The 23,862-nt window shown below is 66.9% G+C and carries 20 protein-coding genes and 1 tRNA gene; 12 read left to right on the forward strand and 9 right to left on the reverse strand.

All coding sequences use genetic code 11. The features are described 5' to 3' along the window. Positions 1-7: 7 nt before the first annotated feature. Entirely contained in the window at positions 8-1,279 is a 1,272-nt protein-coding gene (locus TPR58_RS09180; RefSeq protein WP_346246336.1) for an MFS transporter, read from the forward strand. Between the two features lie 9 nt (positions 1,280-1,288). Here the strand turns inward: TPR58_RS09180 and TPR58_RS09185 are convergent, their stop codons facing one another. Continuing rightward, a complete protein-coding gene (locus tag TPR58_RS09185; protein ID WP_346246337.1) occupies positions 1,289-2,281 on the reverse strand; it encodes an alpha/beta hydrolase in 993 nt (330 codons plus the stop codon). 259 nt (positions 2,282-2,540) lie between these two features. Between TPR58_RS09185 and TPR58_RS09190 the strand changes: the two genes are divergently transcribed. Together TPR58_RS09190 and TPR58_RS09195 are read left to right on the forward strand one after the other, a co-directional pair. Then, the gene (locus TPR58_RS09190; RefSeq protein WP_346246338.1) at positions 2,541-3,770 is read left to right on the forward strand and encodes a glycoside hydrolase family 68 protein; all 1,230 of its coding nucleotides are present in this window, start codon (positions 2,541-2,543) and stop codon (positions 3,768-3,770) included. Positions 3,771-3,772: 2 nt separating this feature from the next. Further along, complete coding sequence (locus TPR58_RS09195) at positions 3,773-4,678, forward strand: ROK family protein (RefSeq protein ID WP_346246339.1); 906 nt, start codon at positions 3,773-3,775, stop codon at positions 4,676-4,678. A 54-nt stretch (positions 4,679-4,732) separates the two neighbouring features. Here TPR58_RS09195 and TPR58_RS09200 read toward each other — a convergent pair whose 3' ends face one another. The 3 genes from TPR58_RS09200 to TPR58_RS09210 all read right to left on the reverse strand — a co-directional run bounded on the left by TPR58_RS09200 (position 4,733) and on the right by TPR58_RS09210 (position 7,765). After that, on the reverse strand, positions 4,733-6,079 hold the full coding sequence (locus TPR58_RS09200) for a neutral/alkaline non-lysosomal ceramidase N-terminal domain-containing protein (protein ID WP_346246340.1): 1,347 nt from the start codon (positions 6,077-6,079) through the stop codon (positions 4,733-4,735). 247 nt (positions 6,080-6,326) lie between these two features. Next, positions 6,327-7,514, reverse strand: coding sequence for an acyltransferase family protein (locus tag TPR58_RS09205; protein WP_346246387.1), 1,188 nt, complete (start codon positions 7,512-7,514; stop codon positions 6,327-6,329). Between the two features lie 177 nt (positions 7,515-7,691). Beyond that, positions 7,692-7,765 (reverse strand) — tRNA-Gln (locus TPR58_RS09210). 208 nt (positions 7,766-7,973) lie between these two features. On the opposite strand from TPR58_RS09210, the gene TPR58_RS09215 reads away from it, so the two are divergent. Next, the gene (locus TPR58_RS09215) at positions 7,974-8,975 is read left to right on the forward strand and encodes a Ppx/GppA phosphatase family protein (protein ID WP_346246341.1); all 1,002 of its coding nucleotides are present in this window, start codon (positions 7,974-7,976) and stop codon (positions 8,973-8,975) included. After that, positions 8,972-9,682: an RlmE family RNA methyltransferase gene (locus TPR58_RS09220; protein WP_346246342.1), complete on the forward strand. Its 711-nt coding sequence runs from the start codon at positions 8,972-8,974 to the stop codon at positions 9,680-9,682. Before TPR58_RS09215 ends, TPR58_RS09220 begins: the two co-directional genes overlap by 4 nt. 66 nt (positions 9,683-9,748) lie before the next feature. Here TPR58_RS09220 and rpoZ read toward each other — a convergent pair whose 3' ends face one another. Next, entirely contained in the window at positions 9,749-10,093 is a 345-nt protein-coding gene (rpoZ, locus tag TPR58_RS09225; RefSeq protein ID WP_346246343.1) for a DNA-directed RNA polymerase subunit omega, read from the reverse strand. 143 nt (positions 10,094-10,236) lie between these two features. Here rpoZ and TPR58_RS09230 point away from each other — a divergent pair, with 143 nt between their 5' ends. The 7 genes from TPR58_RS09230 (at position 10,237) to TPR58_RS09260 (ending at position 17,196) form a co-directional block, all read left to right on the forward strand. Continuing rightward, positions 10,237-11,406, forward strand: a complete 1,170-nt coding sequence (locus tag TPR58_RS09230) for a phospholipase D-like domain-containing protein (RefSeq protein ID WP_346246344.1) — start codon at positions 10,237-10,239, stop codon at positions 11,404-11,406. Next, positions 11,403-11,879 carry a lasso peptide biosynthesis B2 protein gene (locus tag TPR58_RS09235; RefSeq protein WP_346246345.1) on the forward strand — a complete coding sequence of 159 codons (477 nt, stop codon included), beginning with the start codon at positions 11,403-11,405 and terminating at the stop codon, positions 11,877-11,879. Before TPR58_RS09230 ends, TPR58_RS09235 begins: the two co-directional genes overlap by 4 nt. Positions 11,880-11,926: 47 nt before the next feature. After that, entirely contained in the window at positions 11,927-12,829 is a 903-nt protein-coding gene (locus tag TPR58_RS09240; RefSeq protein WP_346246346.1) for a DMT family transporter, read from the forward strand. Between the two features lie 28 nt (positions 12,830-12,857). Then, positions 12,858-13,568, forward strand: coding sequence for a response regulator transcription factor (locus TPR58_RS09245; RefSeq protein ID WP_346246347.1), 711 nt, complete (start codon positions 12,858-12,860; stop codon positions 13,566-13,568). Next, positions 13,565-14,878, forward strand: coding sequence for an ATP-binding protein (locus TPR58_RS09250; protein WP_346246348.1), 1,314 nt, complete (start codon positions 13,565-13,567; stop codon positions 14,876-14,878). Before TPR58_RS09245 ends, TPR58_RS09250 begins: the two co-directional genes overlap by 4 nt. A gap of 114 nt (positions 14,879-14,992) precedes the next feature. Next, positions 14,993-15,688: a carbonic anhydrase gene (locus TPR58_RS09255; protein ID WP_346246349.1), complete on the forward strand. Its 696-nt coding sequence runs from the start codon at positions 14,993-14,995 to the stop codon at positions 15,686-15,688. Further along, the gene (locus TPR58_RS09260; RefSeq protein WP_346246350.1) at positions 15,685-17,196 is read left to right on the forward strand and encodes a SulP family inorganic anion transporter; all 1,512 of its coding nucleotides are present in this window, start codon (positions 15,685-15,687) and stop codon (positions 17,194-17,196) included. The genes TPR58_RS09255 and TPR58_RS09260 overlap by 4 nt, the downstream gene beginning before the upstream one ends. Positions 17,197-17,390: 194 nt before the next feature. Here the strand turns inward: TPR58_RS09260 and TPR58_RS09265 are convergent, their stop codons facing one another. The 4 genes from TPR58_RS09265 to TPR58_RS09280 all read right to left on the reverse strand — a co-directional run bounded on the left by TPR58_RS09265 (position 17,391) and on the right by TPR58_RS09280 (position 23,746). Then, complete coding sequence (locus tag TPR58_RS09265; protein ID WP_346246351.1) at positions 17,391-18,149, reverse strand: winged helix-turn-helix domain-containing protein; 759 nt, start codon at positions 18,147-18,149, stop codon at positions 17,391-17,393. Between the two features lie 91 nt (positions 18,150-18,240). Then, the gene (locus tag TPR58_RS09270; protein ID WP_346246352.1) at positions 18,241-19,857 is read right to left on the reverse strand and encodes a GMC family oxidoreductase; all 1,617 of its coding nucleotides are present in this window, start codon (positions 19,855-19,857) and stop codon (positions 18,241-18,243) included. Between the two features lie 197 nt (positions 19,858-20,054). Continuing rightward, on the reverse strand, positions 20,055-20,681 hold the full coding sequence (locus tag TPR58_RS09275; protein WP_346246353.1) for a response regulator: 627 nt from the start codon (positions 20,679-20,681) through the stop codon (positions 20,055-20,057). Further along, complete coding sequence (locus TPR58_RS09280; RefSeq protein ID WP_346246354.1) at positions 20,678-23,746, reverse strand: sensor histidine kinase; 3,069 nt, start codon at positions 23,744-23,746, stop codon at positions 20,678-20,680. Before TPR58_RS09280 ends, TPR58_RS09275 begins: the two co-directional genes overlap by 4 nt. Between the last annotated feature and the right edge of the window lie 116 nt (positions 23,747-23,862).

Below are 23,862 nucleotides of genomic sequence, written 5' to 3' on the forward strand. Positions count from 1 at the left end.
GGGGACGATGGAGAACCAAGCCCGGGCAGACTCTGCCGGCGGAACGACGCTGCTGAAGGCGCTGGTCTTCCTGATGTTCGCGATGTTCGCGATGACCACCGACTCGGTCGGCACCGTCATCCCCGAGGTGATCCGCGAGTTCGACCTGGGCCTGACCGCGGGCGGATCCTTCCAGTACGCGACCATGTCGGGGATCGGCATCTCGGCAATCGCGCTCGGGTTCCTGGCCGACCGAATCGGGCGCAAGTCGACGATCCTGATCGGGCTCTGTCTGTTCGGCCTCAGCTCGGCGCTGTTCGCCGCGGGTCATTCCTTCCTGTTCTTCGTGACCCTCCTCTTCCTGTCGGGGCTGGGGATCGGCATCTTCAAGGCCGGCGCCCTGGCGCTGATCGGCGACCTGTCGCGCTCGACGCGCGAACATGCGCGCACGATGAACCTGATCGAGGGGTTCTTCGGGATCGGCGCGATCATCGGGCCGGCGATCGTCGCCTATATGCTGCACACCGGGGCGAGCTGGAAATGGGTCTATCTGATCGCCGCCATGCTGTGCGGGCTGCTGGTGCTCGGGTCGGCCGTCGCCCGGTTTCCGCGGCCGATCGTCAGCCGCGCCGATCCGGTGCACCCTGGCGCGGCGATCCGCATGGCCGCCGATCCCGCCGCCCGCTTCTTCGGCGGCGCGCTGATGCTGTATGTCGGTGCCGAGGCAGCGATCTATGTCTGGGCGCCGACCTATCTGGCCGGCTATTCGGGATCCTGGACCTGGCTGGCCGCCTATGTCGTCTCGATCTTCTTCATCCTGCGCGCGGTCGGGCGCTTCCTGGGCGTCTGGCTGTTGTCGCGCTTCGAATGGGGGGCGGTGCTGCTCGCCTGCAGTGCGGCGATGGCGCTGCTGATGTGGATCGCCGTCATCGGCGGGCGCGAGGTCGCGATCTTCGCGCTGCCGGCAACCGGACTGTTCATGTCGGTCCTGTACCCGACGATCAATTCGACCGGGATCAGCTGCTACGACAAGGGGCGCCACGGCTCGATCGCCGGGCTGCTGCTGTTCTTCACCTGCGTCAGCGCGGTGTTCGCTCCGCTGGCCATGGGCGCGCTGGGCGACTGGCTGGGCGACAGTGCCTATAGCGTCGTCCTGGGTGCGATCTTCGCCAGCCTGCTGGCGCTGCTGTGCGGCTGGAACCTCGCCCGCGCGCCGTTCGCGGCGATGCTCGCCGCGCGCGACATCGACGATTACCGGACCGACGACGCGGTCGCGCTGGTTCCGGCAGCCCAGCCCTGAACCGCTGGCTCAGCGCCCCTTGCCGAGATGGCGATCCAGCCAGGCCGCGAACAGGGTCGACCATTGACCGCAAGGCTTGTCAGCCGGGCCCAGGCCGAAGCCGTGCCCGCCCTCCTCGAACAGATGAACCTCGAGCGGCCGGTTGGCCGCCTGGAGCGCACGCATCATGATCAGGCTGTTCTCGACCGGGACCGCGCGGTCGTCGATCGCGTGCGCCAGAAAGACCGGCGGGGTCCGTTCGGTGACATGCTGAGCCGGCGAGCGCCGCGCGACCAGATCGGCGACAGGGTGGTCGCCGAGCAGCCGCATCGCCGATTCGGCGTGGGTGACGGGTGCGGTGACGCTGATCACCGGATAGACCAGCCCCATCGCCGCAGGCCTCGCATCGAGCGCATCGGTCGCGTCGCGCGGTCGATGGAGCGTTTCGTCGAAGCCCGTCGCCAGGCTGGCCCCCAGATGCCCCCCGGCGGAAAAGCCGACGGCGGCGACGGCATCGGCCTGGAACCCGTATCGCTTCGCATTGGCGCGGATCACGCGCATCGCGCGCTGCGCGTCCTGAAGCGGAACGTCGGCCCGGTCCGCCCACCCTTCGTCCGGCAGGCGATAGGTGAGCACAAAGACCGTATAGCCGCGCGCGGTCATGGCGCGGGCGATATCGACGCCCTCGTTCAGGATCGACACGAAGGTATAGGCGCCACCCGGGATCGACAACAGCGCGCGGCCGTTCGACCGCTCGGGCCGGAAAACGTGGAGCGCAGGGCGCTCGATGTTGCGAACCATGATATCGGGCCAGTTGGGGGGAACCGGCCGCGCGGCGAAGCCGCGGGTCGGCGGTCCTTCGGGCCACAGCGGGATCTGCTCTGCGTCGGTCCATGCCTTGGGCATGGGCGGCAGCTTGGGGAAATCCTGCGCCTTGGCAACCGCGCTCAGACCCAGCCCTGCCGCCGTTGCGAGGAAAGAGCGCCGACCTACCTGACCCGACTTCAGACCTTCGTCCGCCATATGCACCCTCTCGCCACTTTGCATGTCCAGCGCCTGCTTCGCCGCTGCTGCGATCAGACCCGTTTCGACCGTGGAGATCAAGAGGAACGGCAATCGATTGTATCATCTGACGCGCAAGGCGATAAACGGTGTTATCCAGCGATAGCGATCGATCACCATTGCCGCAAAAAGCATTGTGCAATCGATTGTGGTTCGCTTCGCTTGCGGTTAGGGTGCTGGCAAACAAGCGGAGGATGGATTTGATCCGGCACTTTGGCGCGTGCGCCACCTGGACATCGAGCGCCGGCATCGCGGCCATTTGCGCATCCGGACCAGGGCGGGCCGCGCGTTGACCGGATCGTCGTCCCCCGGGGTCTCGGAACCATCGATCGCGCTCGCGCCGGATGCGTGGACCGCTGCCCAGCTCAGGTCCGCACCCGGCGACCCAGGCTCGCCGCCCCTGATCCGCGACGAGGATGTCGTGCGCGTCTCGCCCGACCTCGATATCTGGGACGCCTGGCCGATCCAGGACAGCGACGGGATGCCGTCGGTGATGGCGACAGGCGAGACGCTGTGGATGGCCTTGGGCTCGCCGCGCTTCGCCGATCCCGAGGAGCGGCACGGCCATGCGCGGATCCACCTCCTGTCGCGCGGCGCATCCGGCTGGCGCCACCTCGGCCCGGCGCTGCCCGACGGGTTCTCGCCGGGAAGCCGGGAATGGTCGGGTTCCGCGGTCCTTGCATCCGACCGCACGTCGCTGGCGCTCTACTTCACCGCGACCGGGCGGCGCGGCGAACCGGTACCGACCTTCGAGCAGCGGCTGTTCCGTGCCGAGGCGACATTGCGGCACGTCAACGGTGTCTTCGAGCTGGTCGACTGGCGCAGTCTCGCCGAATTCGTCGTCCGCGACCCGGCGCATTACATGGCGAGCGACGCCGGAACCGGCGCGGTCGGCACGATCAAGGCGTTTCGCGATCCGGCCTATTTCCTCGACCCGCGCGACGAGCGGCACCATGTCTTCTTCGCCGCCTCGCTGGCCGGGTCGCGCTCGGCCTTCAACGGCGTGGTCGGATCGGCGGTGGCACTCGACGATCCGCTCGGAGCCTGGGAAATCCGTCCGCCCCTTCTGAGCGCGGACAGGCTCAACAACGAACTCGAGCGGCCGCATGTCGTCTACCATGACGGCCTGTACTATCTCTTCTGGTCCACCCAGCGCCACGTCTTCAATCCCGACGGCGCGACCGGGCCGACCGGCCTGTACGGCATGGTATCCGATCGCCTGGACGGGGGATGGACCCCGCTGAACGGAACCGGGCTCGTGTTCGCCAATCCCGCGGAGGCCCCGCGCCAGGCCTATAGCTGGCTGGTGATGCCGGATCTTCAGGTGACCAGCTTCATCGACGCCTGGGGCCTGGAGGCTGGGGACAGCGGGACGAAGCGGTTCGGTGCGACCTTCGCGCCGATGCTTCAGCTGCGCCTGGACGGCGCGCGCGCAGGACTGGTCGCGTAGCGATGCCGGGCATCGGTCGATTTGCCGGCATCGAGCTGGGCGGGACCAAGGCGATCACGATCCTAGCCGAGGGCGACCGGATCATCGAACGTCATGTCGAGCCGACACGCGATCCCGGAACCACGCTGACGTCGCTGCGCAACCGCATCGATGCATGGCAGGCGCGTACGCCGCTCGATGGCTTGGGCATCGCCTCGTTCGGTCCGCTCCAGCTCGATCCGGGCAAGCGCGGGTTCGGGGAGATGCTCGCGACCCCCAAGCCGCGCTGGAGTGGGGCGAAGGTTGCCGGGATCCTGACCGGTGGCCTGGACTGTCCCTGGCGGATCGACACCGACGTCAATGGCGCGGCCCTGGCCGAATATCGCTGGGGTGCCGGACAGGGATGCACCAGCCTCTGCTATGTCACGATCGGGACCGGCCTGGGCGGCGGACTGCTGATCGAGGGCCGACCGGTCCACGGCGCGATGCATCCGGAGATCGGTCATTTGCGGCTCCGTCGCGCCGAAGGCGACGCGTTCCAGGGTGCCTGCCCGTTCCATGGCGACTGCATCGAAGGCCTCGTATGCGGCCCGGCGCTGGCGAAGCGGCTCGGGATGGACCCGGCGCAGGCGCCGGATGACCATCCCGGCTGGCGCCACGCCGCTTCCGACATCGCGGAGCTGTGCGGCGCGATCCTGCTGACCAGTTCCGCCCAGCGGATCCTGTTCGGCGGCAGTGTCGCCACCTCTCGCCCGTTCCTGCTGCCCTGGGTCCGGGCGCAGATCGTCGAGCAGCTTGGCAGCTATCTGCCGTTTCTGTCACCCGACAGCGTCGAACACATCGTCCAGCCGGCGGGCCTCGGCACGGATGCCGGGCCCATGGGCGCCATCGCACTGGCGCAAGCGGCCGCGACGACACCGTCCATCTGAGCGGTGGACTGCATGTGCCGCGCCGGAACAGGGGCGCGGCACAGCCTGTCCAATCTATCGTCCGTCGGACTTGTCGATCAGGTCCAGCAGGCCGTCGACGATCGCGGTTTCCGCGCAGCCCGGCTTGAGCCGCGACGATACCACCTCGAAGGTGTTGTAGCCGAACGCAGCATCGTTGGGGATATAGCCCGATCCGGCCATGCCGTTGGTCAAGGTGGTCATCATCGTATGCTTGTACGGCGACTCGCGCTTGAACCGCTGGGCGATGGTGGTGAACACCTCGCCATCGACACCGCCGATCACCGTGTCCCCGATCCGCACCAGGCTGAGGCGCAGCGAGACCGGATCGGCATCCTCGTACACGCCCGGATAGCCCGCACGCCCCTTGTCGAGGCGCTTGCGTCCCGGACAGGTCACGATCGTCTGAGCGCCCTGGATGCGGGCATCCGTCGTCGGACGTTCCAGACTCGCGCGGGTGACGTGAAGCACCTCCTCGCCCAGCATCTGCCCCATCGACAGGGTCATCTGTTTCTGCTGCTTCATCAGCATCGCAACCCGCGGATTGTTGCGGTCCATGCCGGTGCCGCCGGGCGGCATCGCATTGCTGATGTCTTCGCCCCGCTTCGCATAATCGGCCACCCGGATCGCGCGCAGGTCATAGGTCTGCTGGAAGAAGATCGGGTTCTGGTCGCCGGCCGCGCCATTCGAATAGACCGCGACCACATCGTCGCCGAGCGATTCCTCGATATAGTTGGACGTCGCACCGGGCAGGTCGGCACTGACCATGTCGAGATTGCCGGTCAGCACCGCGTGCACGCCGTAGTTGTAATAGATGGCGATCGGCGCGCCCGCCGGCGTCTCGAACCGGACCACGGCGACCGTCTTGTCCGACGGGCCTTCGTAGTTCGGCCCCTCCCACCAGCGATGCGTTTCGGGGTCGATGATGTTGCGGTTGACGTTGATGTACGAAACGCCCGTGCCATAGGCCATGCGCGCCGGCCTGGCCTCGGCCGCCGCCTTGCGCACCGCCTCGACGATCTGGCTCTCATAGGCCGGGCCGCGCATGAACGGCGCGCTGTGCGTATGGGTACCCGTCAGCAGCACCTGCGCCGCCGGAATCTTGAGTTCGCGCTCGAGCCGGGCGGTGACATTCTTCCACGTGTCGCTCGAGATGGCACCTGCATCGACCGTCACCAGCGCGGCACGCGTCTTGCCGTCATCGATGACGATCGCGCGGACGTTGAGCGGGTCGAGGACGCCGAGCATCGTCTTGGGCAGGTCCGCAGCCGTCGGGGTGACGTCGACCTTCGCGGCACCCACCTTGAGACCGGTCTGCGCCGATGCCGGAAGCGCTGCGCAAACGAGTCCTGCCGCGAGCGTCAGCAGGTGGTGAAGTTTCATGGCCGTTTCCCCAATCCGAAAGTGAACGTGATCGGCGCAACTGGGCGCGCTCTCAGCGGAATGGGGCGCCGCCGCCGGATCGTTCGGAAACCGGCCTGATCTGTCGGTGTCATCTGCACCCCCTCCTCACCGTTGCAGCAAAGTCTGCAATCGATTGCTACGCTTCCTAAGGAGCGTTAGCGTCAGGTGCAACACGCTTTCGGCAATCGTCCCTGAATAACCATCTTCGCCTGGCTCGCCGACTCGATCAGAGCCTGAGATGAATGCCCTTCCGGTGCAGCGGCCAGACGAGCAGCATGATGAACGCGACCACGCCGAATGCGCATGCAAGCGATGCTTCATAGGGTTCGGGGATCAACCGCGAGACGATAGCGAAGCCGCGCTCCTGAAGAGTCGCAGTGACGCCTCCGAAGGTTAGCGGGATTGCCGAAAGCGCCGACAATGCGATCGATATCGAGAAGGCCAGAATGGCGTTTCCGCCAAGAACCTTCAGCGGCCACAGCGGTGTCAGCCGCGCCCGCAGCAGGGCGGCAGCGACGAGCAGCGCGAGGAAGGACAGTCCGCTTGTCAGCAGTACGAACGAGCTGGTCCAGATCTTCTTGTTGATCGGGAAGATCGGGTCGAGGAGCAGGCCCGTCGCGACGAGCCCCAGGCCGATGATCGCGAGTGCCGCAATTCGCGCCCGCTCCGGGCGCCGCCAAATACAGATCGCAAGGATACCGAACAATATGTTCCCGCTCGCAGGCAACGTCGCGAGCAATCCCTCGGGATCGTAGAGGATCGGGCCGCGCCAGCTCGCCGCGCCGAGGGGCCACATATGCTCCGTACCGAACACCGTTCGATCGACATAGGCGGGCAGATTGCCTGCCATGCCGAGATCGCCCGCGCCGAAGCCTGGCACCGGCACGAAGGTCAGCAATCCCCAATAGCCGATCAGCAAGACCGCAAGGACGGCGAGGATCGCAGGCGGATTCGGCTGCATTGGTACCCCGGCGGCGCGCCGGCTGGTTGCCAGCAGGACCAGGACCGCGATCAGATAGGCACCCGCGATGCGCTGGAGGACGCCCGGGATACGCCAGGTCGTATGATCGTCGGGGCCGGTGGGCGGCGCCCCGAGATGGCCAGCCACCACGGCCAGATAGTTGAGCGCCAGTCCGAGAAGGATGAGGCCTAGGACCCGCCGGCACAGCTTGAGCCAGAAGGCTCGCGGGTCCCTCGGGTCAAGCGATCGCCCAAAGGTAAGACCGAGCGCCATGCCGACGCCAAAGAGGAAGTCGGGGAAGACGAAGTCGGCGAAGGTCCATCCATGCCAGGCGGCGTGCTGCAGCTGCGGGAGTGAATGCGCCCACGAACCCGGGCTGACGACAAGGATCATGACCGCGACGGCGAAGCCGCGCAGCACATCGAGTTCGACCATGCGCGGCCCGTTCGTCATCGATTGCTCACCCCCCAATGAGCTGTCCTGATTAGCGGGGTCGGGACGCGGCGCAACACGCAGCGGAGAAAATGCGGGGTCAGTTGCACACGCTACCCAAGGCCTCATTGCCAAGCCGGCATGCAACGCGGGAACAGGTCCGTACGCCGCCGCAAAAACCAAAGGTTCTAAGTAGCCTGGATGCCCCGTGAGGATTCGAACCTCAATTGACGGAGTCAGAGTCCGTAGTCTTACCTTTAGACGACGGGGCACCGTGGAGCGGCGCGTCTAGGCAAGCCGGCGAGTCGTGTCAACCATGCTGAGCGCCTTCGCTTGCCCCCGCGGCCCGGGCGCGCTAGCCTCGCCCCCAAGCACCGGACGGCGGACCTTCCGCCGAGACGGAGAGAACATAAGAAAGTCGAGACGATGGGGGATGGCTCAGCCAGAATACCCCAGGGACGGGATCAATCCCCCGTCATCATGGGAAGCGCGCCCGGTCCGGGCCGTACGGTGCGTGGACGCTGGGGCGAACCGCGCCACTTCGCGGCGCTGGACCTCGGCACGAACAATTGCCGGTTGCTGATCGCCCGGCCGCAGGGAAGCGGCTTTGCCGTGGTCGATGCCTTTTCGCGGATCGTCCGGCTGGGCGAGGGACTTGCGACGACCGGTCGCCTGTCCGATGCCGCGATCGACCGCACGATCGCTGCGCTCAGGATCTGCGCCGACAAGTTGAAGCGGCGCCGGGTCACGCTGGCCCGATCGGTCGCCACCGAGGCATGTCGCCGCGCATCCAACGGCACGGAATTCATCGAGCGCGCCTATCGCGAGACGGGCATCGCGCTCGACATCATCACCGCGGAGGAAGAAGCGCGGCTGGCGGTGCTGGGATGCCACGCGTTGCTCGAGCCCGGAGACGGGCCGGCGCTGGTGTTCGACATCGGCGGCGGATCGACCGAGCTCGCCCTGGTCGATTCGAGCGACCCGGTTCCGCGAATCCTCGACTGGCACAGCGCACCCTGGGGCGTGGTGTCGCTGACCGAGGCGGTCGGGCACGGCGAAGGCGCCGAAGGTCGGGCCGCCGCCTATGCCGAGATGCGCTCACGCGTCGAGCAGGCGTTCAAGCCGTTTGTCGACCGGCTCCAACCGCCGGCCGGGCTGCGCCGCCTGCTGGGAACCAGTGGGACGGTCACCACCCTCGCCAGCGTTCATCTCGGGCTGGAAAGCTATGATCGGTCGATCGTCGATGGCCTGATCGTGCCGGCACCGTCGATGCGCGCCGTCAGCCAGCAACTGTCGCGAATGAGCCTGGCGGAGCGCTCGAAGGTGCCCTGTATCGGTGCGGAGCGCGCCGATCTGGTCGTCGCCGGATGCGCGATTCTCGAGACCATCCTTGACTTGTGGCCTGCCGAGCGGCTGGGCATTGCCGATCGCGGGATTCGCGAAGGCATATTGCGCCGATTGATGAACGGAAAAACGATATGAGCCGTGGCGGTGCCAGGGGACATACGCGGGTCAAGACCGCGCGCGGACGCACGACCCAGTCGACGCGCTGGCTGGAGCGCCAGCTGAACGACCCCTATGTGAAGCGCGCGAAGGCGGAGGGCTATCGCAGCCGGGCCGCCTACAAGCTGATCGAACTCGACGAGCGCTTCGGCTTCCTGAAGGGCAAGAAGCGGGTCATCGACCTGGGCATTGCGCCGGGCGGCTGGAGCCAGGTGCTGCGGCGTCAGGTGCCCAAGGCAGCGGTGGCGGGAATCGACCTCCTGCCGGTCGATCCGATCGACGGCGTCCAGATCCTGATGATGGACTTCATGGCCGATGCGGCGCCCGGCGCGCTGATCGAGGCGCTGGGCGGTGCCCCCGATCTGGTCCTGTCCGACATGGCGGCCAACACGGTCGGCCATCCGCAGACGGACGCACTGCGCACCATGGGCCTGGTCGAGACCGCACTGGATTTCGCGGTTCAGGTGCTCGCGCCCGGCGGCGACTTCGTGTCGAAGGTCTTTGCCGGCGGCGCAGACTCGGCGCTGGTCGCCGAGATGAAGCGTAATTTTACGACCGTAAAACACGCCAAGCCGCCATCCAGCCGCAAGGGATCGGTCGAGTGGTTCGTGGTGGCTCAGGGCTTCAAGGGCCGCAAGGACGCGCCGGAGGATACTGGGTCCGGCGAGGACCGCGAGCCGGCGTGATCGCGGACACGGAAAAGGGCCCCGGAATCGCTTCCGGGGCCCTTTTCGAACCGGCTTGAGAACGGATCAGCCGTCGTAGTCGCCGCCCAGATTCTGGTTGCGCGGCGGCGCGGCGGCGGTGAGGCGAAGCGCCTCGGCCGAGGCCGACAGGCTGCCGATCGCGTCCGGCGCTTCCTCGTCGTCGATCTGAACGCGCTGCAGGCTGCTGACCACCGATTCCTCGAGATGATCGGGGCGGACGGTCTGCTCGGCAATCTCGCGCAGCGCGACGACCGGGTTCTTGTCGCGGTCGCGATCAAGCGTCAGTTCGGCACCGCCAGAGATCTGGCGGGCACGCTGTGCCGCGAACAGCACGAGGTCGAACCGGTTGGGAACCTTGTCGACACAATCCTCGACGGTGACGCGCGCCATCTGGCTTCCTTAGAATAATGGTGTCCGGGAAAGGCGTGGCACTTAGTCACGCGACCGCGCAAAGTCAAGAAAATGCAGGCCTTGCCGCCGGCGCGCGTGCCCGGCCTTGCCCTTTGCCGCGCGTCCCCGCATGTGGAGCCGCAATGGACGCGCGCGTCACCCAGCCCAGCTTCACCGTCGACGGCAATCGGCTGCGGATGCTCACCGAAGGACCCGAGCGGCTGGCGGCATTGCTCGAGCTGATCGGCTCGGCGCGCCATTCGCTGCGGGTGCTCTATTATATCTACGTCAATGACGAGGCGGGCGCAGCGGTGCGCAGCGCGCTGATCGCCGCGGCCGGCCGCGGGGTGCGCGTCTCGCTGATCGTCGATGGCCTGGGCAGCGAACATGCGGCGAGCCGGCATTTCTTCGATCCCCTGCACGATGCGGGAGTCGATGTCTGCCGCTTCGTGCCGCGCTGGGGCAGGCGCTACCTGTTGCGCAATCACCAGAAGCTGGCGCTGGCGGACGAAGCGCGCGTCATCATCGGCGGGTTCAACATCCAGGCGAGCTATTTCGGCACCGCGGAGGATCAGGCGTGGCGCGACCTCGGCCTGCTGGTCGAGGGACCCGCCGCCGCCCGCTTGGTCGGCTATTTCGACGCGCTTTCCCGCTGGGCGAAACAGTCGCGCCCGTCGATGCGCAAGCTGGGAAAGACGCTGGACAGCTGGAGCGAGCCCGAAGGGGCGACGCGCTGGCTGCTCGGCGGGCCGATGCGCCGGCTGTCGCCCTGGGCGCGAGTGGTGAAGCGCGAGATGCGCGTTGCCCACCGGATCGACCTGATCAGCTCCTATTTCGCGCCCAATCCGGCGATGCTGCGCCGCCTGGACAAGGCGTCGCGTCGCGGCGGGCGGGTGCGGGTCGTCCTGCCGTCCAAGGTCGATCATACCGCGTCGCTGTGGGCAGCGCGCTTCACCTATGCCGGCCTGCTGCGCAAGAAGGTCGAAATCTACGAGTACCAGCCCACCAAGCTGCATACGAAGCTCTATGTCGTGGATGATGTCGTCCATATCGGATCGGCCAATTTCGACATCAGGTCGATGTACCTGAACCTGGAGCTGATGCTGCGGATCGAGGATCATGCCTTTGCCGCGCATGTCTGCGACTATATCGACAACGAGATCGCCAATTCGGTGCGGATCACGCGCGAGATCCACCGCGCACGCACCGGGGTGCTGACCCGGGTGAAGCAGTTCGTCGCCTATTTCGTGATGGCGGTGGTGGACTATAACGTGTCGCGGCGGCTGAACTTCCGCCCGAGGGGCCGGAAGTGAGCCGCAAGCGCAGCTGGAAATCGAAGTTCGAACGCCTGCGCATGGTCGACTGGCGCGAGCGCGCGCTATTGATCGAGGCGTCGGCGCAGTTGCTGGCCGCCCGGATGCGAATCCGTCTCCTGCCGTTCCGTGCGATCGCCAAGGACCTGGGCACCTTCGTTCCCCCGGGCGATCCGCGAATTGCCGCATGCCGGGCGGAAGCGCCCGAGGCGCAGCACCGGACCGCTCGCCAGGTCGGCTGGGCGGTGACCCGAGCAGCGACCCATGTTCCCTTCGAGGCGGTGTGCCTGCCGCAGGCGATGGCGGCCCACGCCATGCTGAAGCGCCGCGGAATCGACAGCGCGGTCCATTTCGGCGCGCGTCGTTCGACCGACAAGCCGATCGACGCCCATGCTTGGCTCGACGCCGCCGGGGTCGAGGTCACCGGCTATCCGGTGGCCGAGGGCATGGCCGAGCTCGGAGCATTTGTCTGACCCCTCCGCCAGCCGCGTCCCGCTCCGGAACCGGTCGCGCCTATGCGATGCTGGTGGTCGTGATGCTGCTCTGGGCGGGCAATTCGATCGTCGGACGCGCGATCCACGGGCAGGTGCCGCCGCTGACGCTCGCCTGGTTCCGCTGGACCGGCGCCTTGCTGGTGATGCTGCCCTTCGTGTGGCGCGACCTTGTCGCCAACCTTCCGGCCGTGCGGTCGGCATGGACGCGGATCCTGGTGCTGGGCCTGCTCGGCGTCGCCTCGTTCAACGCGTTCCTCTACACCGCGCTCGAACATATGCCGGCGACCAACAGCCTGTTGCTCCAGGCAGCGGTCCCGGCGCTGGTCCTGCTGTTCGATCGCCTGTTCATCGGCCTGCGCGCGACGCGGCGTGCGATCCTGGCGGTACTGGTCTCGACGCTGGGCGTGCTGCTGGTCGTCCTGCACGGGGACCTGCTCGCGCTGTTCGACCTGCGGCTGGGCTATGGCGAAATCCTGATGCTGATCGCGGTGACCGCCTGGGCGCTCTACACCAGCCTGTTGCGCGACCGGCCAGCGGTGTCGCAGCTGTCGTTCCTGGCGGTCACCTTCGCGATCGGGGTGGCGGCAATGACCCCGCTCGCGATCGGCGAGGCGCTGGCCGGGCGACAGATACTGTGGACGCCGGGCACCATCGCGGCGATCCTCTATGTCGCGCTGTTCCCGTCGCTGATCGCCTATCTGCTGTTCAACATGGCGGTCGCCACCCTGGGCGCGGCTCGCACCGGCCAAGCATCGACCTTGCTGCCTCTATTCGGCGCGCTGCTGGCGGCGGGCTTTCTGGGCGAGACGCTTCATGGCTATCACGCGGCCGGCATGGCGCTGATCCTGGGGGGGATCGTCCTGTCGGCGCTGGGCCGCGCGGAGACGCCGGCGGCGAGTTTGCTTGACCCTGAAGGAAGGGGTTCCTAACTCGTTCCGGATGCATCAACCGCCGCCCATGACCTCCCAGACGATCATCCTGGTGGAGGACGACCCGGCGCTCAGGACGTTGACGACCCGGGTCCTCCAGGAAAACGGCTTCACCGTTCGTCCGGCCGCGACCGGTGCCGAGATGTGGGTGGCGCTGGACAATGGCCCGGTCGACCTCGTCATCCTCGACATCATGCTGCCGGGCACCAGCGGGATCGACCTGTGCCGGATGCTCCGCACGCGCAGCACGGTGCCGGTGATCTTCATCTCGGCACGCGGCAGCGAAACCGACCGGGTCGTCGGGCTCGAACTCGGCGCGGACGATTACCTCACCAAGCCGTTCGGCCCGCGCGAACTGGTCGCCCGCATCCGCGCGGTGCTTCGCCGCGAGGGCGGACGCGAGGATACGGTGCACCGGTCCAAGGGCATCTTCCGCTTCGACGGCTGGACGATCAACCTGCCGCGGCGTGAATTGCTCTCGCCCGAAGGATCGGTGGTCGACCTCACCGGTGCCGAGTTCGACCTGCTGGTCGCGCTGTGCGAGCATGGCGGGCGGGTCATCGCGCGCGAGCGACTGATCGAATTGTCGCGCACGCGACTGGGCGACAGTTCGGACCGCAGCGTCGACGTTCTGATCAGCCGGCTTCGCCGCAAGCTGTCCACCGCCGGCAGCGCCGCGCCGATCGCGACGGTGCGGGGCATCGGCTATATGCTCAAGGCGCCCGTGGAACGCGAGTGAAGGGCATTCCCCACCCGTCGATCGGTCTGATCGGCCGGATCTTCGCGATCCTCCTGCTGGCGGTCACGATCGAATTCGGTGCCAGCACCTTCTTTCACGAACGCGAAAGCCGGCTTTCGGTGCGCGACGACGAGGCGCGGCGCCTGGCCGAGCACCTCGTGATCGCGAGCAAGTTCCTGTCGGAACACCCGGCCGCGGAGCGGTCGGACCTGGCCGAGGACCTGACGACGTCGCGTTATGAGGTTCGCTGGTCGAAGACGCTGCCACCGGCACTGAAAATCCCGCCCACGCTGGACCGGATCCATACGCAGGTCGTGACCTGGGAACCGTCGCTCGCCAGGGCGAATGTCCGGTTGCGCCTGACTGGTCCCGCACGCGACGCGGTGATCGTCGGGGGGCTGACCCTGCCCGACGGCAGCTGGATGACCTTCGCCACGCGCGAACCGGTCCATGACCTCGGCTTCTCGTTCGAACGGCTGTTGTTCGGCCTGGCCCCGGCGGTGGCGATGGTGCTGATCGGCGGCCTGTTGGTGCGTCAGACGCTGATGCCGCTGCGCCGGCTGACCCGTGCCGCCGAACATGTCGGCGGCGACGGCGCCGAGGAAGTGCCGGAGAGCGGCACCCGGGAAGTTCGCCGGCTGATCGGATCGTTCAACCGCATGCAGGCGCGCATCCACCGGCTGATCGAGGACCGGACCCAGGCGCTGGCGGCGGTCGGGCACGACCTGCGCACGCCGCTGGCCCGCCTCCGCCTGCGCGCCGACGCGATCAAGGACGAAGACGTCTACCAGGCGATGGAATCCGACCTGACCGAGATGCAGGCGATGATCGACTCGCTGCTCGAATATTATGGCGGCGACGCCAATGGCGAGGCGGCGGTGCGGATCGACCTGGCGGTGATGTGCGCGACGATCGCCGACGATGCGCGCGATCGCGGCCTCGACGTCCGCTATGCCGGCCCGCGCCACCTGAACCTCACGGTCAGGCGCAGTGCGATCAAGCGCGCGCTGAGCAACCTGGTCGAGAATGGCCTGCATTATGGCAAGCGGGTATGGATCACGATCGAGGCGCACGAGGAAATTGCGCTCGTCAGGATCGAGGACGACGGGCCCGGCATCCCGGAAGACTCGCTGGAGAAGGTGCTGCAGCCCTTCGTGCGGCTCGATCACGCCCGCGCGCGCGACACGGTCGGGCTGGGACTCGGCCTGTCGATCGTCAAGCGGACGGTCGACGCGGAGCGCGGCACGCTGCGCCTGACGAATCGGGAAAAGGGCGGCCTGCGCGCCGAAATCTGCCTGCCGATGGTCTGAAACGGGCCGGCGAATCCGGAAACAATTCATTACACGGACGCTGCGTCGCAGCAAACTCGCCTCGCTACCTCTAGAGCGTGCCCGAATTCCGGGCGTGTAATGGAGCATTGCACCGTGAATGAACTTATTGGACGGGTATACGGCTTCTCGAAGGAAGTCTTTTCCAACCAGAGCGATCTCTATTCGAAGCTCGCAACCCATGGCCAGAGCCCCAAGGCACTGATGATCTCCTGCGCGGACTCCCGCGTGGTCCCCGAGCACATCATGCAGGCGGCGCCTGGCGACCTTTTCGTCTGCCGCAACGCCGGCAACATCGTCCCTCCCTTCGCCACCCAGAATGGCGGCGTGTCGTCGACCGTCGAATATGCGGTCGAGGCGCTGAAGGTGCGCGATATCATCGTGTGCGGTCACTCCGACTGCGGCGCGATGAAGGCGCTGATGAACCCGGAGATGCTGAACGGCATGCCGAACGTCGCTGCCTGGCTGCGTCACAGCCACGCGGCCCAGAGCGTCGTCGAGCGCGGTTATCCCGAGCTCGAGAATGGCGAGTCGGTTCGCGCCGCCAGCCTCGAGAATGTGGTGGTCCAGATCGCCCATCTGCGCACGCACCCGTCGGTCGCCACCGCGATCGCCCGCGGCGAGCTGGCGCTGCACGGCTGGTTCTTCGACATCGGCGCCGGCGCAGTGCTTGCGCTGGACGGCCAGTCGGGCCGGTTCCTGCCGATCAACGAAGAGGGCCCGCTTCCGGTCGCCCTGGCTGCCGGCCGCCGTCTGGCGAGCGGCAACCATTATGCGGAGGCCGCTGAATGAGTAGCGAAGCGACGAAGCCGGCGGGCTGGATGGCCCGCGACTTCACTGCCTCGATCGTCGTGTTCCTGGTCGCGATGCCCCTGTGTATGGGCATCGCGATCGCGTCGGGCGTCCCGCCCGAGAAGGGACTGATCACCGGTATCATCGGCGGCATCGTCGTCGGCGCGCTGGCGGGTTCGCCGCTGCAGGTCAGCGGCCCGGCCGCCGGCCTGGCGGTGATCGTCTTCGAACTGGTCCGCGACCAGGGTCTGTCCGCACTGGGACCGATCCTCATGATGGCGGGCATCATCCAGTTCCTCGCCGGCGTCTTCCGCGTCGGCGGCTGGTTCCGCGCGATCTCTCCCGCAGTGGTTCACGGCATGCTCGCCGGCATCGGCGTGCTGATCGTGATCGGCCAGTTCCACGTCCTCTTCGACGCGACCCCGTTGTCGAGCGGCCTCGCCAATCTTGCGGCCATTCCCGGTCGCCTGCTCGGCCTGTCGCCCGATATCCGCCAGACCGAGCTCGCGCTCGCGCTGGGCATCGTCACGATCGTGTCGATGATCGGTTGGGAAAAGATACGTCCGGCATCGATGAAGCTGGTGCCAGGCGCACTGGTCGGCGTGCTGATCGCAACCGCGATCGCCTTCTTCATGGCGCTGAACGTGACCCGCGTCGAAGTGCCCGAGAGCATCGTCGCCGCAGTCGCCCTCCCCCAGGACGGCTTCCTGACGCAGTTCCTGAACCCGGCAGTCATCACCGCGGCGATCGCGATCGCGTTCATCGCCAGCGCCGAGACGCTGCTGTCGGCCGCCGCGGTCGATCGGATGCACGACGGCGTGCGCACCAACTATAACAAGGAACTTCGCGCCCAGGGCGTCGGCAACCTGTTGTGCGGTGCCGCGGGCGCCCTTCCGATGACCGGCGTGATCGTCCGCAGTTCCGCCAACGTCCAGGCCGGCGCGGTGACCCGGGCCTCGGCAATCCTCCATGGTGCGTGGATTCTCGCCTTCGTCGCGCTGCTCCCCTGGATGCTGCGCGAGATTCCGATGGCTGCGCTTGGCGCGGTGCTGGTCGTGACCGGCGTCAAGCTGGTCAACCTCGACCATGCGAAGCACCTGTTCAAGGACTATGGCATTCTGCCGGCGTTGATCTGGGCAGTGACGCTGATCCTGGTCGTCACGATGGACCTGCTGACCGGCGTTCTGGTCGGTATCGGACTGTCGCTGATCGAACTCCTGCCGAACCTGCGCCGCCTGCGCCTGAAGGTCGACGAAACCGAAACCGAACAGGGCCGTACGCTGACCCTGGACGGCGCGGCGACGATGGTCAGCCTGCCCAAGCTGTCGGAGCGGCTCGACGCGATGCCGAACGGTTCGAACGTGCGGATCGACATGAGCCGCTGTACCGCGATCGACCATACCTGCTCGGAACTTCTGCGCGACTGGTGTTCGCGTCGCAGGGCGGCCGGTGACACGGTGACGCTCGACGGTGCCAACGACCGCATGAACAAGCTGGCGGCTGCCTGACGGAAACATTTCGTCACAGGCGCGTGAGGGAGCCGCAAGACGCTCCCGCTACAAGACTCGCATCCGGAGGCTTCTCGCAAGGGAGCTTCCGGATGCAGGAGTACCCTCCCTACCCCGCAGTCGCCATGGGCCCCTCCTCCATGGCGACTGCATTTTTTTGGGACGGGCGGATCGCGTAGCGACCGGCGGAGGCCCTAGAAGAGGGTCTCGACCTCGGCATCGAGGATATAGCCCACGCCGCGATCGGTCCTGATCAACCCCACGCCGGAAGGATCGGCCTCGAGCTTGCGCCTGAGCCTCAGGATCTGAACGTCGATGCTGCGGTCGTAGATATCCTCATGCGTCCGTGTCGCACGCATCAGGTGGAGCCGGGACAGCGGCCGCCCCGGCATTTCCAGCAGCGCCACGAGCAGCGCATATTCCTTTTTCGTCAGCCCGACGGGCTCGCCCGAAGGCGATGTCAGCGCCCGAGTGACGTGGCGCAACGCCCAGCCCCGGAACCCGTAGCCGCCCCGAAGGGCCCCGATACCGAGGCGGCCGAGATCCTGTCGCCGAAGGATCGCGCGCGTTCGGGCAAGCAGTTCGTGGACGTTGAGCGGTGCGCACAGGAAATCGTCGGCGCCGAGTTCAAGCCCGATGATGCGTTCGACATCGGCCTGGTTCCGATCCCCGTACAGGATGACCGGCACGCTCGACCGTCCGCGGATCTGCCGCAGGACATCGAGGCCGCTATAGGTTCCCAGCCTGGAATCGACCAGGATCAGGCTGAGCGTCTGGTTCTGCACATGCCGCGCGACGTCGAGCGCGCCGCAACCCGCTGCGTCGCACTGATGATCGCGTAGGTGCGACAGGGTCGACCGGCGCGCATCGCCATCGTCCTGGACGACAAGGATCCGCCCGATCCGCGTGGGCGGGACCGGCAGGAGGCTTTGATGGCTACCGTCGACAGGCATGACACCATGGTACATTTCGACAGCTCCCGATCTGGTGCGGAACCCCGTCCGGCGTTCGACGCGAGGCGTCCGAACGACCGCTGGCCGCGGGTTAAAGGTGATGGGCGAGGCGGATCAGCTCGGCAGCGCGCTCACCGATGATGGCGCAGGGCGCCTGGGTGTTGCCGGTGGTGACCCGCGGCATGATCGACCCGTCGGCGACGCGCAGTCCCTCGATTCCGTAGACCTTGAGCGAGGCGTCGACCACGGACAGGGCGTCGCGCCCCATCTTCGCGGTGCCGGTCTGATGCCAATAGGTGACGGCCGCGTCGCGGATATAATCGCTCATGGCACCGCCCGACAGGTTGCCCGGCATGACCTCACGCTTCACGAACGGGCTGAACGCCCGTGAATTGCCCAGCTCGCGGCACAGTTCGACGCAGCGGGCGGCGGCACGGACATCTTCCGGATCGGAAAGCATGTTGGTGTCGATCCGCAGCGGAGACAGCGGATTTGCGTCGCGCAACCGCAACCGCCCCCGACTCTTCGGCTGTGCCAGGCCGGCGAACATCGTCCAGCCATGCTCCGGCACGCCGAGCGCGGCAGTGCGCTCGCTCGGCACGGGAAACTCGACCTGGCAAAACAGGAGATCGGGCGCATCGAGGTCCGGACGGCTCTTCCAGTAGAGGGTGGCCTCGCTTCCCCCGTTTCTCGGGGCGATCGGGTCCTTATATTCCCAGGTGCAGCCGAACGAGACATGGTCCTGGAAGTTCTGGCCGACACCGGGCAGATGGTGGACGACCGGGATGCCGGCACGTTCCAGCTCTTCCCGGTCGCCGATGCCCGAATGCATCAGCAGCTTGGGGGTCTGGATCGCGCCGAGCGAGACGATGACCTCTCCCGTCGCTTTGATCGTCTTGGGCTCACCACCGTGAATGATTTCGACGCCGGTCGCGCGGTTTCCATCCAGGACGACCCTTCGGACCAGCGTATCGGTCAGCACCGTCAGATTGGGCCGGTCGAGCACGGGCCGGACATAGGCGCGGAACAGGGAGTTGCGGCGACCGTCGCGGACCAGGACGTCGGTGATCGCGGCGCCACCGGGCCCCTCCATCATCCGGCCGTTCGGGCTGTCGAACGTCGGGATGCCAAGCTCGGCAGCTGCGTCCAGCATCGCATGCGCGACCGGGCTGGCATCCGCCGAGGGCTGGACCCAGACGGGGCCGGAGTCGCCGCGATACTGGGGGTCGGGGGCGCCCTGCCAATTCTCGATGCGGCGATACAGGTCGAGGACTGTGTCATAACCCCAGCCGCTGTCGCCCGCTTCCGAGGCGAAATAGTCCCAGTCGTTGCGATGGCCCCGCGCCCACAGCATCACGTTGACGCTCGATCCGCCGCCAAGGACCTTGCCCATCGACATCGACAGCGCGCGTCCGTTCAGATGGGGATTGGGCTCCGCCGCAAAGCCCCAGTCGCGCTCGCTGCCCAGATTGGCCGGCCATTGCGCCGGGTCGAGCACCGCCTCGACCGCGTCGCTGCCGCCGGCCTCGACCAGCAACACCTGGACGTCGGGATTTTCCGCCAGACGCGCCGCAACGACCGACCCGGACGCTCCCGCGCCGCAGACGATAAAGTCATAGGTGGGCTTCAGCGCTGCGGTCAGGCGGGACTGGTTTGCAGCCGCCCGCGCGTGAAACTCCGCGTCATCCTGATGCGTCGCGCTCGTCATTCTTCCACTCCTCCGGGACATCGGTCTTTCGGGAGCGGCGAATGTGACTGTCAGGGCCTGGCGGGCCAATTCGGCTGGACGTGTCGGTTGCGGCGCAAACGTTACGAGTCGCCGGGCGATTTTGCGCCACCGACGGCGTCCACCCTATCCCCGGGGACAGGGTTACCTATCCACAAGGCCAGCCTACAGGCTTACGATCAAAGGCTGATGATTCCCCGCCTCAGCGCAGTCGTCACGGCCTGCGTCCTGTCCTGGACGCCGAGTTTCTGGAAGATGGTGCGCAGGTGCGCCTTGACCGTCTGTTCCGACACGTCGAGTTCGCGTGCCACGACCTTGTTCGCCTTGCCCGTGGCCACCAGCGCCAGGATATCGATCTCGCGGGGGCTGAGCGGATCCTCCGCGGCATGGATGGCGATTTCCTGCGCGACGTCTGCGGGAATGTAGCGCTGGCCGGCATGGACGGTGCGGATCGCGGTGAGCAGTTCGTCGATCAGCGAGCTCTTGAGCAAGTACCCGCGCGCGCCCGCCTTCAAGGCGCGGACCGCCTGAACATCGCCGCGATAGGTGGTCAGGACGACGATCCTTGCATTGGACGCCTTGGCCGTGATCCGGGCGATGGCGTCGATGCCGGACAGGACCGGCATCTGGAGATCCATCAGCGTGACGTCAGGCCGAAGCTGCTCGAACTTCTCGACCGCCTCTTCGCCATTCCCGGCCTCGCCGACCAGCTCGATATCGGCCTCGGGCGCCAGGATGCCGGTGATCCCCTGCCGCAACAGAATGTGATCGTCGACGACGAGGACACGGATCGGACCCGACTTCATAGCGTGCCCTTCCCAATGACCCTGCGCAGCATCTCGAGACCTGGGAGCCGGGGCCGAGTCATCGCATCGCGATAGGCAGCGCCTCCCGGTACGATCAGCGCGATTTCGGTGCCGCCACCGTTGCGGCTGGATACCGTCAGCTGGCCGCCGATCCGCTCGGCGCGCTCGCGCATGCCGCGCAACCCGAAATGACCGGCTCGCTCCCCCTGCGTGAGGACGGTTGCGGGTATGCCGACACCGTCGTCGCGAAGCGACAGGCTCAACCGACGACCGCCCCAGATCACCAGCATCTCGATCGAACTCGCCTTTGCATGATGCACGATGTTGCGCAGCGCTTCCTCCACGATCCGTTGCAATTCCTCCAGCGCGACCGGGTGAAGGTCGCGGGAAGCGCCCTCCGCGATCAGCTGGACGCGAGGCCCCTTGTCGCCCACCACGACCGCGGCCGCGTCCAGCAACATCTCGGAAAGGTCGCGGGGCTGGTCGGGCATCCGCAGGTCGAGCACGCGATCGCGTCCCTCGACCAGCACCGCCTGCGCACGCATCAACGCCTCGTCCAGAGGCTGGCGCGTCGCGGGATCAGGCAGGCGGTTTATGCCCGCCTTGATCTGGAGCATCAGGCCCTGGAACCCCTGCAGCAGCGTGTCGTGAAGTTCCCGCGCGATCCGCTCGCGTTCGGCGATGCGGATATCGAACCGGCTTTGCAGGCGAGCCGTCACCTGCCGCACCCGCAGGAGATAGAGCGCGGCGAGGATCGCGGCCACCCCGAGCGCGACCAGCAGCTTGAACCAGATCGACTGGAGGAAGGTAGGCGGAATGGTGAAGTCGAGCGTCGCCCCGTCATGGTTCCAGACGCCGTCGTCATTCGCCGCCAGGACCCTGAAGCGATACCGGCCGGGCGCCAGATTGGTGTAATAGGCCTCGCGCCGCGCCCCGGCGTCGATCCAGTCCTCGTCCATGCCCTCCAGCCGATAGCGGAAGCGGACACGGCTGGGCTTGCCCAGGCTCAGCCCGGCATATTGAATCGCCAATCGCGACGTGCCCTTGGCGAGGGTCAGGGCGTGGGGATCGCGATACCGCAAGCGTCCAGCGGTGACGGCGCGGATCGCGACGGGTGGCGGCAGCGCATTCCGGGTCAGTCGCGCAGGATCGACCCAGACCACCCCTCCGGTCGTCACGAACCACAGGCGACCATCGCCTCCGCGCGCCGCGTTTAGCCGGCCGTCGCGGGCATACACATTGGGAAGCCCGTCCTCGAGGGTGAGAATTCGCGGCGTGAGCGGTGCCCGGGAATCGGCAAATGCACGGCTCAACTGCGCCGACGACAGGCCGACGATACCCTCACGCCCGATCAGCCAAGTCTGGCCGTCCGGGGTCTCGACCAGCCCCGACGGCTCGATCAGCCACGGATAGCGGGCACCATCGATCGTCTGGAGCCGCCCCTCGACCAACCTGGCCATTCCGGACACGCCAGCGAACAGAATGTGGCGAGCGCCGGGCAGAATCGTGCTGACTTCCTCGAGGCGCTGGCCAAGCACGTCGCCGGCCATGGCGCCTTCGGGGTCCAGCGTGACGAGGCGGCTCGAATGGAGAAGCGCGAGCGTGCGTCGCCTGCCGTCGGTCATCAGAAATTGGGGAAAGTCGTCGGGGCCGAAGGACAGGCGCTGCCACCTGCCGGAGCGGGAGAGGCGCAGCGGCTCGCGCCCGCCAATGAACAGCGTGTTCGCGACATTCACGACGCATGCCCGCCAGTCCTGCGATGGCGGCAGCGCGATCCGATCGATCCTGTCGCCGCGGATGCGGGTCACTGAGTCTGTCTGGATCGCCCAGATGCTTCCGTCCGGCGCCTCGCAAAAATAATGCGTCTCCGCGCCGGTTCCGACCAGGCGCCTCGGACGGCCGCCGGGCACGATCCGGTACACCCCGTCCGACGCTCCGACATAGATGTCGCCGTTGAGGGCGCCCAGCAACGCATATCCCCAGGTGCCCTCCGGGCCGATCCCGCTCGACACGACGACATTGGCGGGTCGGAACCGGTCGAGGCCAAGGCTGGTGCCGATCCAGATATTGCCCTCGCGATCCTCCAGCACCGACCGGCTGAGGTCGGAACTCAGCCCGTCTTCGGCGCCGAACCGCTCGACCCGCTTCGCGGACGGCCGCGATGGCCAGATGCCCGGCGCGCGCATTCGAAAAATGCCGGCGCCGTTCATTCCCCACAGATTGCCGTCGCGATCGAAGCTCGTATCGAAAGCGCGGAGCGCGACCGGCGTGCGGGTGACCCCGTAGATCGAGCCCGATGCGCCTGCCAGAATGCGCGTTCCGGTATCGTCGGATAGCCAGATATTACCGCTGCGATCCTCGCTGATCGCCGCGTGGCCGTTGGGCACGCCGACCTTTTCGAACCTGTGCGAGCCTTTCCGCAGCACCAGGATGGACCCCAATGTCGTGACCCACAGCGCCCCGTCACGGGAGTCGGTCAGGTCCATGAGCCATTCGGAGGGGAAGCCCCATTCGCTGCCGATTTCCTGCCAGCGGCCTCCCCGAAGCCGGAGCAGACCAAGTTCCTTTCGGCCCATCCCTGCCCAGATCGCACCGTCCGCGGTCTGGGCAAAGCGGATCGTGAACGCGCCCGTATCGGGTACCGCAGCATCCAGACGCAGCGCACCATCGCGGTAAATGGCCATGGCGCCATTGTCGTATCCAACCCGAATCGTCCCGTCGGCGGCAGCAAGCAATGCCGTGGCGCGCCAGTTCTCCGAACGCGGCACCCGCAGCGGAATGGGTTCGAAGCTTACCCCGTCGAACCGGTAGACCCCAGACGAACTTCCGATCCACAAATAGCCATCGGCGCCTTGCGCCAGCGCCCAGATACTTTGCGGGACGCCATCCGCGATCGTCCATCGACTATGCTTGTACTGTTGCAGGTCCCGCTCGGGGTCGAGCGCCCTTGCCGGTGCGGCGAGCAGGGCAAGCAGCACCAGAGCGAGTCCACCGGCGGGCGCCCGCCATGCACGCAGGATCGACACCCTGTCCGCCTCGCGCACGACCTGCCTTTCGACGCCCATGTCATCCCTCCGGCCGACCTCGACCTGCCGACGCCAGGCTATCCCGATGGCGTAGCGCAGCCATTCCCCAAAAGGTCAGTCTGACGGTACCCCATATCGGGATGTCAGGCATCGGA

The sequence above is a fragment of the Sphingomonas rustica genome (assembly GCF_039652585.1).
In the GTDB taxonomy this organism is placed as follows: Bacteria; Pseudomonadota; Alphaproteobacteria; order Sphingomonadales; family Sphingomonadaceae; genus Sphingomonas; species Sphingomonas rustica.